Source organism: Pseudomonas protegens (assembly GCF_003732485.1).
GTDB lineage: Bacteria > Pseudomonadota > Gammaproteobacteria > Pseudomonadales > Pseudomonadaceae > Aquipseudomonas > Aquipseudomonas protegens_B.
Map to the genome: position 1 here is coordinate 383,654 of NZ_MOAK01000081.1, position 16,480 is coordinate 400,133.

Genomic DNA, 16,480 nt, shown 5'->3' on the forward strand with positions numbered 1-16,480 from the left:
AACCTAATAACGAGCCCTTTCCATGTCCCAGATTATTTTCCGTCCCAGCTTGCTGGCGATGGCTGTCGTTCTGAGTTACGCCGCTCTGCCCACTGTCGCCCATGCCGCGACCGACCCGCAGCAGGCTCAGGCCACCCGAGCGTTCGATCTGCCCGCCGGTGACCTGGGTGAGACCTTGAGCCGCATCGCCCGGGACAGCGGCCGGGTGCTGTCGGTGGCCCCGCAGTTGCTCAGCGGCAAGCGCGCCAGTCGGGTCAGTGGCCAACTGACTCCCGAGCAGGCTGTGCAGCAGGCCCTGGTGGGCAGCGGCCTGGGCCTGACCACCACCCCCAGTGGCACCTGGAGCCTGTACCTGTTGCCCACGGGGTCGGCGTTGCAACTGCAGCCGACCCATATTCAGGGCCAGGATCAGGAGCAGGCCTGGGGGCCAGTGGATGGCTACGTGGCTACTCGCAGCGCCACCGCGACCAAGACCGATACGCCGATCCTGGAAATTCCTCAGACCATCAACGTGGTCACTGCCGATCAGGTGCAGACCCAGGGCGCGCGCAACCTGACCCAGGTCCTGCGCTACACGCCGGGACTGAGCGTCAACGGCTACACCGACCGCAATACCATTGCCGACGAGATCACCAGCCGCGGTTTCGCCCCGACCCCGCTGTACCTGGACGGCGCCTACCTGCCCTATGCCGGCAGCCTGGGCGGGGCGCCGCAAATCGATCCCTACACCCTGGAGCGCGTCGAGGTACTCAAGGGGCCGTCGTCGGTGCTCTATGGACAGAACCAGCCCGGTGGCCTGGTCAATCTAGTGTCCAAACGCCCCAGCAGTACGCCGCAACATCAGGTCAAGTTCGGCCTGGGCAGCTACAACCGGGTCTATGGCGCCCTGGACAGCAGCGGCCCACTGGATGATCAGGGAGAGTTCTCCTATCGCCTGATCGGCGTGGCGAAAAAGGGCAACGAACAGGTGGCTCACACCAACAGCCAGCGCACCCTGCTGGCGCCGAGCCTGACCTGGAGCCCAAGCGACGCCACGCGCCTGACGCTGTTTGCGCAGATCCAGCGCGACGATGGGCTGGCCGACTACCAGGCGTTGCCGAAAATCGGCACCCTCGAACGCGGCCCCGATGGGCGCAAGATCGACCGCGATTTCTTCAATGGCGATTCGCGCTACAACGACTACAAGCGCGACCAGTACATCCTTGGCTACGAGTTGAGCCAGGCCCTCAACGACGACCTGAAATTCCGTTCCACCGCGCGCTACATCGACGTGCGCGACCGCTACAAGGGCTTTTACCTGCGTGGCTTCGTCACCGATGCTGGCGGTGTGACCGACTACACTCGAGCTACCCGCACCAAGCTCGACTGGCAGCAGCACAACACGGCCTACACCCTGGACAACAACCTGGAGTACCGCTTCAACACCGGTGCCCTGGAGCACACCACCCTGGCGGGCGTGGACTATCGCCATTTCAATCGCAAGTACACCGGCTACAACGCCTACGGGGTCTTGCCGGTAGACCTGTACGGCAAGAACAACTACGACACCAGCAGCGTCACCCCCGAACTGACCACGCGCTGGGACAACACCGTCAGCCAGACCGGCGTCTACGTCCAGGACCAGATCAAGCTTGACCAATGGATACTGACCCTCGGCGGCCGCCAGGACTGGGCCGAAGTGGAAAACAAGGACCTGCTGGCCCGCAGCATCGTTGAACAGCGGGACCACAAGTTCACCGGTCGGGTGGGCCTGACCTACGTGACCGATTTCGGTCTGGCGCCCTATGTCAGCTACTCCCAGTCCTTCCTGCCGACCGTGGGCACCAGCGCCCCGGAGCGCGGTGCCAAGGCCTTCAAGCCGACCGAGGGCGAGCAGTATGAAGCGGGGGTGAAGTACCAGCCCGTGGACAAGACGCTGATGACCGCGTCGGTGTTTCAGGTGAAGCAGAAGAACGCCCTGACCAACGACATCGACTACCCCGAATACAACGCGCAGCAGGGCGAGATTCGTTCCCGGGGCATCGAGCTGGAAATCAAGTCCAGCCTGGACAACATCGATGTGATGGCTGCCGCCACCTACATCGATTCCTTCTATACCAAGGCCAATGACTCCACCAAGGGCAACCGTAATGAAGCCCAAGCGCCGGTCTCGGCCAGTGCCTGGGTCGACTACCACTTCACCCAGGCGGCGCTCAGCGGCCTGACCTTTGGCGTGGGCGCGCGCTACACCGGCAGGAAGCCGGGGGACTCGGGCAGCACCTTCAGCACACCAGCCTATGTGGTGTACGACACCACCATCAGCTATGACCTGGGCAAGCTCGACCCGAGCCTGCGCGGGCTGAAAAGCAGCCTCAACGTGCAGAACCTGTTTGACCGGGAATACGTCTCCGACTGCAACTACAACTTCGGCTGCTACTACGGCCAGGAGCGGGTGGCTTCGGTGGAAATGAGCTACGACTGGTAACGCAGGGCCAGGGGAGCAGATGGCCGTGAAGGCGCCTGCTGCCCTGGAACGTAGTGGCTCCGAATGTCGAGGAACAACGTCTGATAGTCAGGCGGTTCGCTTTCTTTTGTAAGGCAAATCCGAGAAACTGCGGGCCGCTTGAATGCGCCTGGTGGGCGGGCTAGGGTTCCGGAGCCATCGCCCAATCGATGGCTCGGATGTGCAAGTCCGGTCATGTCGGCGCATCGTTGTCAAAAGCAGTTCGGGGTTTTTTGCCCGTTGTTTCTGCGTTATGGCAGCCGTGCGTGGGAGACTTTCGAGTCTGCCGGGTTCCGATATGCCCGGTCTTGCACACCTGCGTACGGCTGCCACCCTATTCGTGTGCAAGCGAACGGTGACGGCTCCTTTGAGTTCATATCGGAGTTACACCATGAAAAAGCTCGTCCCCGATCCACCCACGTCCTATCGCGATCCCGCCCTCAAGGCCGCCAACGCCACCCTGCGCGTGGCCCTGGCCCGGCAACCGCTGGACCCCGCGGTGTTCCAGCTCACGACCCAAGCCAAACCCGTTTCCCCCGACTCGCTGTTCAGCGTGCGCGAAGGCGTCAGCGCCGAAGAGGCCTTGGTGCATGTGGCGCTGCTGCTCAAATGCGCCGAAGAGGTCTGCGATGAAATCACCCCGCAGGGCAGCGGCCTGGAGCGCGGGCTGATCTGGTCCATGGTGCATTCGGTGGAGATGGCCCGCGCGGTGGTGGAGGCCTTGCTCGACGGCCAACGCGGGCCTTGAATCCGGGCATTTCCTGATACGTTTTGTCGGCAGGGTCCGATTGACTGAGCTTTTTTCACGGCACAGTCTGTCGGACCTTTTTCGTCATTTCCCTACAGGAGCTACCCGATGCCCTTCGCGACCATCGATGGACAACCGTTGCACTACCTTGACCAGGGCCAGGGGCCGGTGGTGTTCCTGGCCGGCAGTTATTTGTGGGACACGAGCATGTGGGCACCGCAGATCGAGGCGTTGTCGGCGCAGTACCGGGTGATTGCCGTGGACCTGTGGGGCCACGGCCAGTCCGGGCCGTTGCCGGCAGGCACCGCATCGCTGGACGATGTGGCGCGGCAGATGCTGGCCTTGCTCGATCATTTGCAGATCGAACGGGTGACCCTGGTGGGCTTGTCGGTGGGCGGCATGTGGGGCGCGCGTCTGGCCCTGGCGGCGCCGCAGCGCATCGACGGGTTGGTGCTGATGGACACTTACCTGGGCGCCGAGCCTGAGCCGACCCGGCAGTATTACTTTTCCCTGTTCCAACAGATTGAGGACAGTGGCCTGATCGCCGAAGCGCTGCTGGATATCGTGGTGCCGATTTTCTTCCGTCCGGGTATCGATCGGCAGTCGGCGCTGTTCCAGGATTTTCGCGCCAGCCTCGCGGCGCTGCCGACCGAGCGTTTGCGCGCGAGCGTGATTCCCATGGGGCGCATCACCTTCAGTCGGGCGGATGTGCTGGATCAGCTGGAGCGCCTGGATGGGCAGAACACCTTGCTGCTGTGTGGTGATCAGGACCAGCCGCGGCCGCCTGCAGAAACCCTCGAAATGGCTGAGCGCATTGGCTGCCCTTACCAGTTGGTGCCCGAGGCGGGGCATATTTCCAGTCGGGAGAATCCGCAGTTCGTGACCCGGGCCTTGCTGGCGTTTTTACAGCGCCACGGTTGAAGCCCGATTCTTCCGTTGTAGGAGCTGGCTTGCCAGCGAAGGGGCCCGCAAGCCGGGCGCCAACCTGACGGACGCTTTCGCCGGCAAGCCGGCTCCTACGGGTGGGGATACGCGTTGTAGGAGCTGGCTTGCCAGCGAAGAGGCCCGCGAGTCGGGCGCCAACCTGACGGACGCCTTCGCCGGCAAGCCGGCTCCTACGGGGAAGGGGCGGGGTTATTTGGGGCCGAGGATCTGCGTCAGCTTGCCCGGGGCCGGGGCGCCTTGCTGCTGTTGCAACTCGCCCTTGTCGTCGAGGTAGAAGATCGCCGGGGTCGCCGACAGCTCCAGTTCTTCCATCAATTTCATGTTGGCGTCGAGTTTGGCCTGGACCGCTGCAGGAATACTGGCCAGGGGTTTCAGGGTGCTGCCCTTGCCGGCCTTCTCATGATTCTGCAGGGCCTGTTGCGGGTCCTTGGCGGCCAGCAGGGCGGCGGATTTGCCCGGGCTGTCTTCGCGGATGATGCCCACCATGATATGCCGCAGCTGCACTTTGCCGGCCTTGACCCAGGGCCGTGCCTGTTCCCAGAACATGTTGCAGTAGGGGCAGTTGGGGTCGCTGAACAGGTAGACGATGCGCGGTGCATCGGCCTTGCCGTCGGCGATCCAGTTGCTCTTGTCCAGGTTGCCCCAGACCTCCTTGGCCATCGGCGCGTAGACCAGTTTCTGCAAGGGTTCGGCGCTGAGGTCCTTGCCGTTGGCGTCGTACAGGTTGCCCAGCAGCACGTGCTTGCCGTCAGGGGTGAGGTACAGGGTCATGCCGCGGTTCTGGTACTGCGCGGCGTAGCCCTTGAGGCCGTCCGGCGCATCGAAGCTGCCGATGATCTTGGCGCCTTTTTCCTCGATCTTGCGGATCGGTGCAGGCAGTTCTTCGGCCTGCAGCAGCGGCACGTTGAGCAACGCTGCGCCCAAAGACAGGCTCAGCAGGTGGCGGATGAAGGGCATGGCGGTTTCCTTGATGGGGCGACCGGAGTCGGGTGTATGCCGTCGAAATTTTCCAGGGCCCGGGCCAGGCTGGCCTCGGACAACTCCCCCAGGTGGCTGCCCAGCAGGCGGCCGTCGGCGCTGTAGAACAGCGTAGTCGGCAAGGCCATGGAGCCCACGGCCTGGCCCAGGCGGCCACCGCCGTCGAACAGGACGTTGTCCAGGTTCAGTTCCTGGGTGGCGAGGAAGGTGGCCACGCTTTGCATGCTTTCGCCCTGGTTGACGAACAGGAAGGTCAGGTCCGGGCGTTGCTGCTGGGCTTTTTCCAGCACCGGCATCTCTCGCCGGCACGGCGGGCACCAGGTGGCCCAGAGATTGATCACCAAGGGCCCGCCCTGGTAGTCGGTGAGTTGCACGTGGTCGCCGGTGGCATTGTGCAGGGCCACTTCGGGCAGGCGCGTGCCCTGGTCGTAGAGGGTCAGGGACAGGGTCGCCAGCAGCCAGAAGGCCAGGCCGCTGCCGACTCCGGCGCCCAGGGGGCGACGCAGTGCCGGGCGTTTCCAGCCCCAGGCCAGGGCCGCCAGGAGCATGAGGATGACCCCGGGCCACGCCAGGAAGCCGCCGTCGCGCAGGTCGATGATCATCCACAGGTCGTGACGGTAGTGCTTCCAGTAGGCGATGACGAAGCTGATCCGCGCCGCCAGCATGCCCAGCAGGAACAGCGAAAACAGCACCGACTCAGGGTTGTCACCGCCGCGCTTGGCCACCCGCCAGCCCACCAGGGTGGCCAGGGCCAAGGCACTGATCAGCAGCAGGTGGTTGAGGGCAATGGCAAAGGTGCCGATGGTAAAGGTCAGCATCAACGGGCTTCCCGGGTCTGGGTCCAGCGTTGCAGGAAGACGTTGGCATCCACTTCGCCGGTGATGCGCTGGCTGCGGCGCTCGCTGCCGTCCGGGCCGATCCACAGCATGCTCGGTGGCCCCGGCACTTTGTAGCGGCTGAGCAGTTCACGGCCGTCGGCGTTGTCCAGGGTGACGTCCAGGCGCAGCAGGCGCACGTCCTTCAGGGCCTCCAGGACCTGGGGCTGGCCGAACACGGTTTTCTCCATGATCTTGCAGGACACGCACCAGTCGGCGTAGTAATCCAGCAGCACCCACTGACCCTGGGCCTGGGCGCTGTCCAGGGCACGTTGCAGTTCGGCGGGCGACTTGACGGTGCTGAAGGCATCGTGGGCCGTGACGCTGCCCGCCACGCCTCCTCCGCTGTAGACCTTGAGTGGTCGCCACAGGTCGTCGCTGCCACCGGCGGCGCCCACCAGCAGCATGCTGCCCCAGACCCCGAACAGCACCGAGCCGGCGCCGAAGGCGTGCACCAGCCGCCCGGCGATGGCCCGCTGTTGCCAGGCGCAGTAGGCGAGTACCAGGGCCAGGGCGCCCCACAAACCTATCCACAGGCTGGCGCCCAGTACCGGGCGCAGCATGTAGATGGCGGTGCCCAGGAACAGGAAGCCGAACACGCCCTTGAGCAGGTTCATCCACGGCCCCGGCTTGGGCAGGAAGCGGTTGCCCACGGTCACCAACAACAGCAGCGGCAGGCCGATGCCCAGGCCCAGGGCGAACAGCGCCAGGCCGCCAAACAGGGCATTGCCGGTCTGGGCGATGTACAGCAGGCCACCGGCCAGGGGCGCGGTCATGCACGGGCCCACCAGCAGCGCCGACAGGGCGCCGAGAGCGCCGCAGCCGATCAGGCTGCCGCCCTGACGCTGGCGACTGGCACCTTCCAGGCGGTCGCGCAGGGCCACGGGCAACTGCAATTCAAAGAAGCCGAACATCGGCAGCGACAGCAGCACGAACAGGGCGGCGAAACTGCCCAGCACCCAGGGTTGTTGCAGCCAGGCCTGCAGGTTGCTGCCCAGCAGGGCGGCGATCACCCCCATGCCGGCATACACCAGGGCCATGCACAGCACGTAGCTTGAGGCCAGGGCCAAGCCGCGGCGCGGGCTGGCACCGCTGCCGACGACCATGCCGGCGAGAATCGGCAACATCGGCAGCGAACAGGGGGCGAAGGCCAGCAGCAGGCCGAAGCCGAAGAAGGCCAGCAGGCCCAGGCCCCAGGATTTCTGTTGCAGCTCATTGGCCAGCAACTGGTCCTGGGCCGAGCCGCCGCTGGTTGTCGCAGAGTTGGCGGCAGCGACTGTGGGCGCACCGCCCAGGTCCACTTCCAGGGTTTGCGGCGGGTAGCACAGGCCGGCGTCGGCACAGCCCTGCCAGCCCAGCTTGATCTTGCCGCTGGCGGCGGCGGGCAATTTCACTTCCAGGCCTTGGCGATACACCGTCTGCTCGCCGAAGAATTCGTCGCTGTGGTCTTCACCCGCCGGCAAGGCCGGTTGCTGCTCGGGCGGCAGGCCGTCGAACTTCAGGCGCTTCTGGTACAGGTAGTAGCCGTCGGCGATCTGCCAGAACAATTGGGTTTCCCCGGAAGGCAGGCGTTCGGAGGTAAACACGAAGGCCTTGCCCACCGGCAGGAAGTCGGGCTTGACCTCGAACGGGTTGTTGCCGGCTTGCGCCAGGGTGGAGAACAGCATGAACAGCAAAATGAACAATCGACGCATGGCCAAGCCTTAAACCGGTGCAAGTAGCGAGCACAATGGCGGGTCCTGATTAACCGATGATTAACCCTACCTGGCTTGTGGCCAGTGAGCGGCAGGCATAATGTCCGCTTAATCCGCAGCCTGCTTAATCAACGCCTTTGTTACAGGACCGACCATGCACGTACTTGTCTGTGAAGATGATGAGCTGATTGCCAGCGGGATAGTCGCCGGCCTCACGGCCCAGGGCCTGACGGTCGAGCATGTGGCTACCGCTTCTGCGGCGCGGGCCATGCTCGGCGTGGCCGATTTCGACGTGATGGTACTGGACTTGGGCCTGCCGGATGAAGATGGTTTGAAGTTGCTCAAGCAACAGCGCCAGCAGGGCCTGGAGATTCCGGTGCTGATTCTCACCGCCCGCGACTCGGTGACCGACCGGGTCGACGGCCTGCAGGCCGGTGCCGACGACTACCTGCTCAAGCCGTTCGACCTGCGGGAACTGGCGGCGCGGCTGCACACCCTGTTGCGCCGGGTGGCGGGGCGCAGCGTCAACCTCATTGAACACGGACGCCTGACCTACGACCCCAGCACCCGGGAAACCCTGTTGGGCGGCCAGCCGGTGGACTTGTCCCGGCGCGAGCAATCCCTGCTCCAGGCGCTGCTGCACAACCGGGGTCGGGTGCTCTCCAGCGAGCAACTCAAGGACAGTGTCTACGGCTTCAACGATGAGCTGGAGAGCAACGCGCTGAATGTGCACATCCACCACCTGCGACGCAAACTCGGCAATGGCATCGTTGAAACCGTGCGCGGCCTGGGCTATCGCCTGGGGCCGGCCGACGGCGAGGAGAACCGGTAAGTGAGGAGCCTGCGCCTGCGCCTGAGCATGACCCTCGGCGCCGCTTTCATCCTGATCTGGGCCCTGGCGGCGGCGTGGATGCTCAGTGACCTGCGCAACCAGATGATGTTTTCCCTGGACCAGCGCCTGGTGGCCTCGGCGCGCATGGTGGCCGGCCTGCTGGAGCAGATGCCGACGCTGCCGTCCCACGCCCCGGGCAATCAGATCAATAGCGCGGCCCTGACCATTCCCGGCGGCATGGCCTGCCAGGTCAGCTCCTTGCGTGGGCAGATCCTGGCTCGCAGCCACAGCACTCCGGAACACACCCTGGAAGCCGAGAAGCTGGGCTTTCATGACCAGATGATCGACGGTGCGCCCTGGCGCACCTTCACCCTGGTGCGCGGTGACTTGCGCATCACCACCGCCGACCGTCAGGTGGAACGCGAGGCCCTGAACATGTCGGTGCTGCTCGCCGCTTCGGTGCCGGTAGGCGTGGCTCTGCTGGGTTGCCTGTGGCTGTTGTGGCTGGGCATCGGCCAGAGCCTGGCACCGCTGAACCGGATTCGCGATGCGCTGATGCGCCGCAGCGCCGACTCCCTGGAACCGCTGCAGATCCAGCCCATGCCCAGCGAGTTGCGGCCGTTGCTGGAAACCCAGAACCAGCTGTTCCAGCGTATTGCCAAGACCATCGAGCGCGAGCGCCGGCTGACCGGCGACGCGGCCCATGAGTTGCGCAGCCCGCTGACCGCGATCAAGACCCACCTGCAAGTGGCGCGCATGACCGAAGGCGCGGCCCGTGACCAGTCCCTGGCCCGGGCCGAGGAAGGCGCCGACCGCATGCACCGGACCCTGGAGCAACTGCTGTTGCTGGCCCGGGTCGAGGGCAGCCTGTCGTTCGATGACGGTGTGCACTGCAACGCCGAGCAGGTGGCGCGCCTGGCGATCCAGGACGCTGCCATGGGCGCCCGCCAGCGGGTCAAGGTGCACCTGGGGGACAAGGCTGGCGAAGCCCCGGTGGAAATGCCCTCGACCCTGGCCATTGCCGCCTTGCGCAACCTGCTGGACAACGCCCTGCGGCATACACCCGAAGAATGCCCGGTGGAGTTGAACCTGGAGATCGTCGCCGGTCGCCTGCGCTTCCAGGTGCGTGACCATGGCTCGGGAATCCCCGCAGAAGATCTGCAGCACCTGACGCAGCGCTTCTGGCGTGACAGCCAGAGCAGCGGTTGCGGCCTGGGGCTGGCGATTGTCCAGGCCATCGTCCAGCGTTGCGGTTGCGACCTGTATTTCGACAGCCGTCCCGACGGCCTGCGCGTTGAACTGACCCTGCCTGCCCACCGCGCCTGACCCATCACCGTCCACTGCAGGAGCTGGCTTGCCAGCGAAGGGGCCTTTGAGACCGCCTTCGCCAGCAAGCTGGCTCCTACGGGTCGATATGTGCAATTTCATCGCCCCGAGGTGTAAATCCCGACCTCGCTGGTGCGTTTCCAAAACAGGAAAACCTGTCAGTGCGCACCCCGCTTCGGCTGCGCATCCGGCCGGTGGCCGTTTTGCTCAAATTGCAGCGCGAGGGTTCGAGACATGTCAGCCGTTACCAGCCTTATGGAAGATTCCCCGGTGGGCCTTGCCGCCACTGCGGCGGAGACGCTTTACCAGTTCGACGAGTCGCCCCTGCTGGCCCGTCAGAATCGCCAGGAATCCAATGCTCGCAGCTATCCGCGACGTATCCCCCTGGCCCTCAAGCGGGCCAGCGGCATCCACGTCGAGGACGTCGAGGGCCGGCGTTTCATCGATTGCCTGGCCGGTGCCGGGACCTTGGCCCTGGGCCACAATCACCCGGTGGTGATCGCTGCGATCCAGCAGGTGCTGGCCGATGAGTTGCCGCTGTTGACCCTGGACCTGACCACCCCGGTCAAGGATCAGTTCGTCCAGGACCTGTTCGGCCTGTTGCCCGAGGCCCTGGCCGCCGAGGCCAAGATCCAGTTCTGCGGCCCCACCGGCACCGATGCCGTTGAAGCCGCGCTGAAGCTGGTACGCACCGCCACCGGACGCAGCACCGTGCTGTCGTTCCAGGGCGGTTACCACGGCATGAGCCAGGGCGCGCTGAGCCTGATGGGCAGCCTGGGGCCCAAGCGCCCGCTGGCGGGACTCTTGAACAACGGCGTGCAGTTTTTGCCCTTTCCCTATGACTACCGCTGCCCGTTCGGGCTGGGGGGCGCCGAGGGGGTCAAGGTCAACCTGCATTACCTGGAAAACCTGCTGACCGATCCTGAAGCGGGAGTGGCCCTGCCGGCGGCGGTCATCGTTGAGGCCGTGCAGGGCGAGGGTGGGGTGATCCCGGCGGACCTGGAATGGCTGCAAGGGGTGCGTCGCATCACCGAGAAGGCTGGGGTGGCGCTGATCGTCGATGAAATCCAGAGCGGTTTTGGTCGTACCGGCAAGATGTTCGCCTTTGAACACGCGGGGATCATTCCCGATGTGGTGGTGATGTCCAAGGCCATCGGCGGCAGCCTGCCGCTGGCGGTGATGGTCTATCGCGACTGGCTCGACACCTGGCAGCCAGGCGCCCACGCCGGCACCTTCCGCGGCAATCAGATGGCCATGGCCACCGGTTCCGCGGTGATGCGCTACCTCAAGCAACACCGGCTGCCCGAGCACGCGGCGGCCATGGGCGAGCGCTTGCGCGAGCACCTGCTGATCCTGCAGCGCGACTACCCGCAACTGGGGGATGTCCGCGGCCGTGGCCTGATGCTTGGCGTCGAGCTGGTGGACCCGACCGGCGCGCCGGACGCCCAGGGCCATCCGCCACAGCATTCGCGCCTGGCTCCCCTGGTACAGCGTGAATGCCTCAAGCGCGGCCTGATCCTTGAACTGGGCGGGCGCCATGGCAGCGTGGTGCGCTTCCTGCCGCCGCTGATCATCAGCGCGGCGCAGATCGATCAGGTGGCGGGGATCTTCAGCAAGGCAGTAGCGGCGGCAGTGGCCAGCCTCTAATTTTTCGCAGCCTGGATTCGTTCCTTCTACACAACGGCCGCGCCTGGGGCGCGGCACACTTTATTAGCGATGGAGACAAGTAATGACTTCAGTATTCGACCGTGAGGACATCCTGTTCCAGGTGGTGGTCAACCATGAAGAGCAGTACTCGATCTGGCCCGACTACAAGGCCGTGCCCCAGGGCTGGCGCACTGTGGGCAAGAGCGGTTTCAAGAAAGACTGCCTGGCCTACATCGAGGAAGTCTGGACCGACATGCGTCCCCTGAGCCTGCGCCAGAAGATGGACCAGCAGGCCGTGGCCGGCTGATCTTCGGAAGGTCTGTAGCCGCTGCCGAGCCTGCGAGGCTGCGAAAAGGGCTGTAGGACTTTCGACAATCCCAACGTAAAAAAGCCCGCTGACCCCTTGAGGCCAGCGGGCTTTTTTCATGCCCGGCGATCAGGCCGTGCGTTTGACGGCCTGTAGGGTGTAGCTCAGTGGCAGGCGCCATGGCGCTTCCTTGAGTCGCCATTCGCCATGTTCATCCACCACCATCTGCCCGGGGAGAGCTTCCCAGGGAATGCTCTGGTGTTCCACCAGCCCGGTGATTTCCAGGCCTTGGGCCAGCAAGGCGCTGATGATTTCCCCCATGCCGTGATTCCACTCGTGGGTCACCGTGGCCTTGAGGCTGCTGTCGGTTTCCACGTAGGTGGCGTCATCGTCCCAGACCAGCGGCTCGCTGCGTTCGAAGTAGGGAAACGCCACTTGCAGCGAGTCGCTGTGACCCTCATCCAGGGCCCAGAGCATTGGATGCCCCTCGCGGATAAACAGTCGGCCACCGGGCTTGAGCAAGGCGCCGACGGTGTGGGCCCAGCGCTCGATGCTCGGCAGCCAGCACAGGGCGCCGATGCCGGTGTAGACCAGGTCGAACTCGCCGCGGGGCAGCACTTCGGCGGCCGCGAACACGTCCGACTCGTGGTAGTCGATGGGGGTCTTGCAGTGCTGGGCCAGGGTCCGGGCTTCAGCCAGTGAGGCCGAGGAAAAGTCCAGCCCGCTCATCCGCGCGCCGAGGCGGGCCAGGGACAGGGTATCGGTGCCGATATGGCATTGCAGATGCACGCCACGCAGGCCCTGGATATCGCCTAGCAAGGGGCGGTCGAACTGCACGACATCGGAGAGAAACTGTGGGTCGTCGACAAAGCGTTGCACCGCGTAATCCGCCGAGGCGGCGTGCAAGGGCGCGCGTTCATCCCAATTGGTCTTGTTGAGTTTCAGGTATTCGCTCATGGCGTGGATTTCCTGTCTGGGCATTTTTGCGAAGCGCAGACTAGCACCGGGAAATGACCACAATCTTGAGGGAATATGTAAGCGCCGCCGCCGAACAGGCGGCAGCAGCGACGGGGATGGGCTCAGCTTTTCGGGGCCAGGGCCTGGGTGACTTTCTGCAGGTTGCCTTCCAGTTCGCCGAGCGGGTCGGCGCTGTCGGTTTCCAGTACCAGCAACTGGCTGCCGCCGGCGCTGACAGCGGCTTTCAGGGCATCGGACGGCTGGCGATGGTGCAGGACCACGGCCACATCGTTGTCCTTGAGCCGGGCTTGCAGCTTCTGCAGCGCTTCGGGCGTCCATTCGTTGTCGGCGCGGGCGTCGACTTCCACCAGTTCCAGGTTCAGGCCGCTGACCAGATAGCCAAAGTGCTCGGAGAGGCTCAGCACGCTGAGGTTATCGGCCTCGGCCAGGCGCGCTTCGCTGTCGGCGCTGAGTTTGAGCAAGCGTTGTTTCAGCCCTGCCAGGTTGCTCTCGATCTGTGGCTTGGCTTCGGGGGCCAGGCGTGCGAGGTCGGCCGCGAGTACGTCGGCCATGCGCCCCAGGTTGTTGCTGGACAGCCAGGGCTGGGTGTTGAGCCCGTCGCTCTTGCCCGGTTGCAGGGCCACCCCCGGCAGGGCGCCGTCCACCGGGCGTGCGGCGTCGATCTCGACGATGCGGATGTTGCTGCGCCGGGCGTTGGGGTACAGCGGGTCGTCCGGCCAGATCGAGCGCAGGCCGATCACCGCGTCGGCATTCAACGCCAGTTTGCTCAGGGCCGGGGCGCCGCGCCCGGTGAAGTAGGCGGTCTGTCGCGAGCCTGGCAGGTTGGCCGGGGCCGCCCGCTCCAGCTTGACGTGGGTGCCTTGCAGCAGGATCTGCCCCAGGCCGAAGGTCACCGGCAGCGAGGCCAGCACCGTCAGCGGTTTTTCCGAGGTGGCGCTGTGCAGCGCGGTATTGCCCATGCCGTGGCTGGCCACCACGCGCATCGGTTCGAAGTGGTCGCGCTCGGCCAGGGCCGGGCTGCTGGTAAGGCCGCCGAGGACCAGGGCCAGGCTCAGTTGAGGCAATGACAAGTGACGCAATGAACTGTGCATTTATCCGATATTCCCTTTCAGGCTGGGGACGGTGCCGCGGGCGATGGCGGCCAGGGCGAAGGCCACGCCGGCCACCAGGATGATTGCCGCGCCGGAGGGCACCGGCAGGTCGAAGACGATCGGCAGCAGGATGCCGCACAAGGTGCTGACGGTGGCGATGCTCACCGAGATCCAGAAGAAGCCCTTGAGCGACTGGCTGAGCAAGCGGGCGGCAGCGGCCGGAATCACCAGCAGCGCGCCCACCAGGATGGCGCCGATGACCTTGACCGCGGCCACGGTGATCAGGGTCACCAGGATCACGAACAGGTAGTCCAGGGTCTTCACGGCGACGCCGCGCACGGCCGCCAGCTGTGGGTTGAAGCTGGCCAGCATGATGCGGTTGTACAGCGGCAGGCTCAGGCCCAGCACCAGGGCACCGACGATCAAGAGCACCAGCAGGTCGTTGCCGTTGACCGTGAGCACCGAGCCGAACAGCACGTTTTCCAGGATGTGCACGTTGATCTTGCCGGCCAGGATCAGCAGCAGGCTGGCGCCCAGGGCCAGGGACACCGAAAGGAACACGCCGATCAGGGTGTCCGGGGCCAGGCCGGTGCGATTGCGCAGGTAGTTGAGCAGGATGCCGAACAGCAGGCAGTAGCCGAACAGGCTGCCGTAGGGGCCGGTGTAGGGTTCGCCCAGGAGAATGCCGATGGCCACCCCGGTGAGGGCAGCGTGGCCTACCGCTTCGGAGAAGAAGGCGAAGCGCTTGACCACCACCAGCGTGCCCAGGCCGCCGAGCACCGGGCCGATCAGCAGGCCGGCCAGCAATGCATTGACCACGAACCCGTAGGCCAGGGCTTCGGGCAGGTAGCCGGCCGAAGCCCAGCCCTGGACCATCAGGCGAAAAGCTTCATAGGTCATCAGGCGGCGCTCCCGGCGGTTCGTGGATGGGTGGAGAACAGGCTGAGCAGGCGCTCCGGGGTCAGGGTCTGCTGCGCCGGGCCGTCGAACAGCACCCGACGGTTGAGGCCGGTGACCCGGTCCGCCAGACGGCCCACCGCTTCCAGGTCGTGCTCGATCCACAGCAGGGTGATGCCGCTCTGGCGCCAATCGTGGAGCAGGCGTTCGAAGACCTGGATACCGGCTTCGTCCAGGGCCGACATCGGTTCGTCCAATACCAGCAGTTGCGGGGCCGGGATCAGGCCCTGGGCCAGCAGCACCCGCTGGCGTTCACCGCCGGACAGAGCGCCCATGCGCCGTTTGCGCTTGTCTTGCATGCCGACCCGTTCCAGGGCCTCGCCTATGGCCTGGGCGTAATGCCGGCTGAGGCCGAGAAAGGCCGGGCGGCGCTGGCACATGGCAGCCATGAAATCGTCCACGGTCATCGGCAGGCCACGGTCGAACTCCAGGGCCTGGGGCACGTAGCCGATGGTGCCGGGCGCATCCGGCCATTGCAGGCGCAATTGGCCCTGGTGCGGCATCTGCCCCAGCAGGGTCTTGATCAGCGAACTCTTGCCGCCGCCGTTGGGGCCCACCAGTGCGTGCACGCTGCCGGGCTGGACCTGGAAGGTCACGCGGTCGAGGATGGTGGTGCGGCCCAGGGTCAGGCTGACCTGATCGAACTCGATGGCCGGGCCCCGCATCAGGGTCTCGATGGCGGTCATGCCCCGGCCTCCTGGATGGCCCGGACCACGGTGTCGAGGTTGCCCTTCATTTCCTTCTCGTATTTCTCGGCGCTGTAGTCGCCGTAGGAGATATGCGACAGCGGGTAGAGCTTGACCCCGGATTCACGCTGAATGGTCTCGACGTAGGTGGAGGGGAAGTCCATCTCCGAGAAGATCACCTTGACGTCCAGTTCCCGCAGCTGGTCGATGGTTTTTTTCAGCTGACTAGGGCTGGGCTCGATGCCGTGGGCCGGCTCCACCACCGCGGTCACTTGCAGGCCGAACTCGCGCAGCAGGTAGTCATAGGCAGCGTGCACCGTGGCTACCCGCAGGTCGGCGTTGGGCGCCTGGGTCAGCTTGGCCAGGGCATCGGCGCGCATCTGCCGCAGGCGCTTGCCGTAGGCTCGGGCGTTCTGGGTGTAGCTCTTGGCGTTGGCCGGGTCCATCTTGCCCAGCTCCCGGGCGATGTTGTTGACCTGGGCGATAGAGGCGCTGATGGACAGGAAGGTGTGCGGGTTGACCACCTTGCCGGCGCCCCGGGCGGCGACGCCGGTGGCGGCCAGCAGCGGCACGTTTTCGTTGGCTTCGATCACCGGGATGTCCGGGCGCTCGCTGGCGGCGATCATGCGGTCGGCGAAGTCATCGTGGCCCACGCCGTTGAGCACGATCACATCCAGGCTGCCGATGCGCTTGATGTCCTCGGCCCGGGGCTCGTAGGCGTGGGGGTTGAAGCCGGCGGGAATCAGCGGCACCACCTCGGCCTTGTCGCCGACGATATTGGCCACGTAGCTGTAGTAGGGGTGCAGGGTGATACCGATGCGCAGGCGCTTGGCCGGGTCGGCGCTGACCAGGGGGCTGAGCACCAGGGCCAGCAGGCTGACCAGCAGCACCCGCAGGAATGGGCGGCGTTGCGATGAAATAGGCATGGGCAAGC

The 16,480-nt window shown here is 65.2% G+C and carries 15 protein-coding genes; 7 read left to right on the plus strand and 8 right to left on the minus strand.

Going from position 1 to position 16,480, the window contains the following annotated elements:
- Positions 1-22: 22 nt before the first annotated feature.
- From BLX41_RS25560 to BLX41_RS25570, 3 genes are all read left to right on the plus strand, one after another.
- Entirely contained in the window at positions 23-2,464 is a 2,442-nt protein-coding gene (locus BLX41_RS25560; protein ID WP_123727119.1) for a TonB-dependent siderophore receptor, read from the plus strand.
- A gap of 409 nt (positions 2,465-2,873) precedes the next feature.
- Entirely contained in the window at positions 2,874-3,230 is a 357-nt protein-coding gene (locus BLX41_RS25565; RefSeq protein ID WP_123727120.1) for a DUF6124 family protein, read from the plus strand.
- A 108-nt stretch (positions 3,231-3,338) separates the two neighbouring features.
- Positions 3,339-4,151 carry an alpha/beta fold hydrolase gene (locus tag BLX41_RS25570; protein ID WP_123727121.1) on the plus strand — a complete coding sequence of 271 codons (813 nt, stop codon included), beginning with the start codon at positions 3,339-3,341 and terminating at the stop codon, positions 4,149-4,151.
- Between the two features lie 213 nt (positions 4,152-4,364).
- Here BLX41_RS25570 and dsbG read toward each other — a convergent pair whose 3' ends face one another.
- The 3 genes from dsbG to dsbD are packed head-to-tail and all read right to left on the minus strand — an operon-like array spanning position 4,365 to position 7,722.
- A complete protein-coding gene (gene dsbG, locus BLX41_RS25575) occupies positions 4,365-5,132 on the minus strand; it encodes a thiol:disulfide interchange protein DsbG (RefSeq protein WP_123727122.1) in 768 nt (255 codons plus the stop codon).
- Positions 5,108-5,971 (minus strand): TlpA disulfide reductase family protein, encoded by an 864-nt coding sequence (locus tag BLX41_RS25580; protein ID WP_123727123.1) that lies wholly within the window; start codon positions 5,969-5,971, stop codon positions 5,108-5,110. The genes dsbG and BLX41_RS25580 overlap by 25 nt, the downstream gene beginning before the upstream one ends.
- On the minus strand, positions 5,971-7,722 hold the full coding sequence (dsbD, locus tag BLX41_RS25585; RefSeq protein WP_123727124.1) for a protein-disulfide reductase DsbD: 1,752 nt from the start codon (positions 7,720-7,722) through the stop codon (positions 5,971-5,973). Before dsbD ends, BLX41_RS25580 begins: the two co-directional genes overlap by 1 nt.
- A gap of 154 nt (positions 7,723-7,876) precedes the next feature.
- On the opposite strand from dsbD, the gene BLX41_RS25590 reads away from it, so the two are divergent.
- From BLX41_RS25590 to BLX41_RS25605, 4 genes are all read left to right on the plus strand, one after another.
- On the plus strand, positions 7,877-8,554 hold the full coding sequence (locus BLX41_RS25590; protein ID WP_011062456.1) for a response regulator: 678 nt from the start codon (positions 7,877-7,879) through the stop codon (positions 8,552-8,554).
- Complete coding sequence (locus BLX41_RS25595) at positions 8,555-9,880, plus strand: sensor histidine kinase (RefSeq protein WP_123727125.1); 1,326 nt, start codon at positions 8,555-8,557, stop codon at positions 9,878-9,880.
- Positions 9,881-10,114: 234 nt separating this feature from the next.
- Positions 10,115-11,527, plus strand: coding sequence for an aspartate aminotransferase family protein (locus tag BLX41_RS25600; protein WP_123727126.1), 1,413 nt, complete (start codon positions 10,115-10,117; stop codon positions 11,525-11,527).
- Positions 11,528-11,609: 82 nt separating this feature from the next.
- Positions 11,610-11,834, plus strand: a complete 225-nt coding sequence (locus BLX41_RS25605; protein ID WP_011062453.1) for an MbtH family protein — start codon at positions 11,610-11,612, stop codon at positions 11,832-11,834.
- Between the two features lie 129 nt (positions 11,835-11,963).
- Here the strand turns inward: BLX41_RS25605 and BLX41_RS25610 are convergent, their stop codons facing one another.
- The 5 genes from BLX41_RS25610 to BLX41_RS25630 form a co-directional block, all read right to left on the minus strand.
- A complete protein-coding gene (locus BLX41_RS25610; RefSeq protein ID WP_123727127.1) occupies positions 11,964-12,791 on the minus strand; it encodes a class I SAM-dependent methyltransferase in 828 nt (275 codons plus the stop codon).
- A 122-nt stretch (positions 12,792-12,913) separates the two neighbouring features.
- Positions 12,914-13,903: a metal ABC transporter solute-binding protein, Zn/Mn family gene (locus tag BLX41_RS25615; protein ID WP_123727128.1), complete on the minus strand. Its 990-nt coding sequence runs from the start codon at positions 13,901-13,903 to the stop codon at positions 12,914-12,916.
- The gene (locus BLX41_RS25620; RefSeq protein ID WP_011062450.1) at positions 13,904-14,803 is read right to left on the minus strand and encodes a metal ABC transporter permease; all 900 of its coding nucleotides are present in this window, start codon (positions 14,801-14,803) and stop codon (positions 13,904-13,906) included.
- Positions 14,803-15,546, minus strand: a complete 744-nt coding sequence (locus BLX41_RS25625) for a metal ABC transporter ATP-binding protein (protein ID WP_123727129.1) — start codon at positions 15,544-15,546, stop codon at positions 14,803-14,805. The genes BLX41_RS25620 and BLX41_RS25625 overlap by 1 nt, the downstream gene beginning before the upstream one ends.
- Complete coding sequence (locus BLX41_RS25630; RefSeq protein WP_123727130.1) at positions 15,543-16,472, minus strand: metal ABC transporter substrate-binding protein; 930 nt, start codon at positions 16,470-16,472, stop codon at positions 15,543-15,545. Before BLX41_RS25630 ends, BLX41_RS25625 begins: the two co-directional genes overlap by 4 nt.
- Between the last annotated feature and the right edge of the window lie 8 nt (positions 16,473-16,480).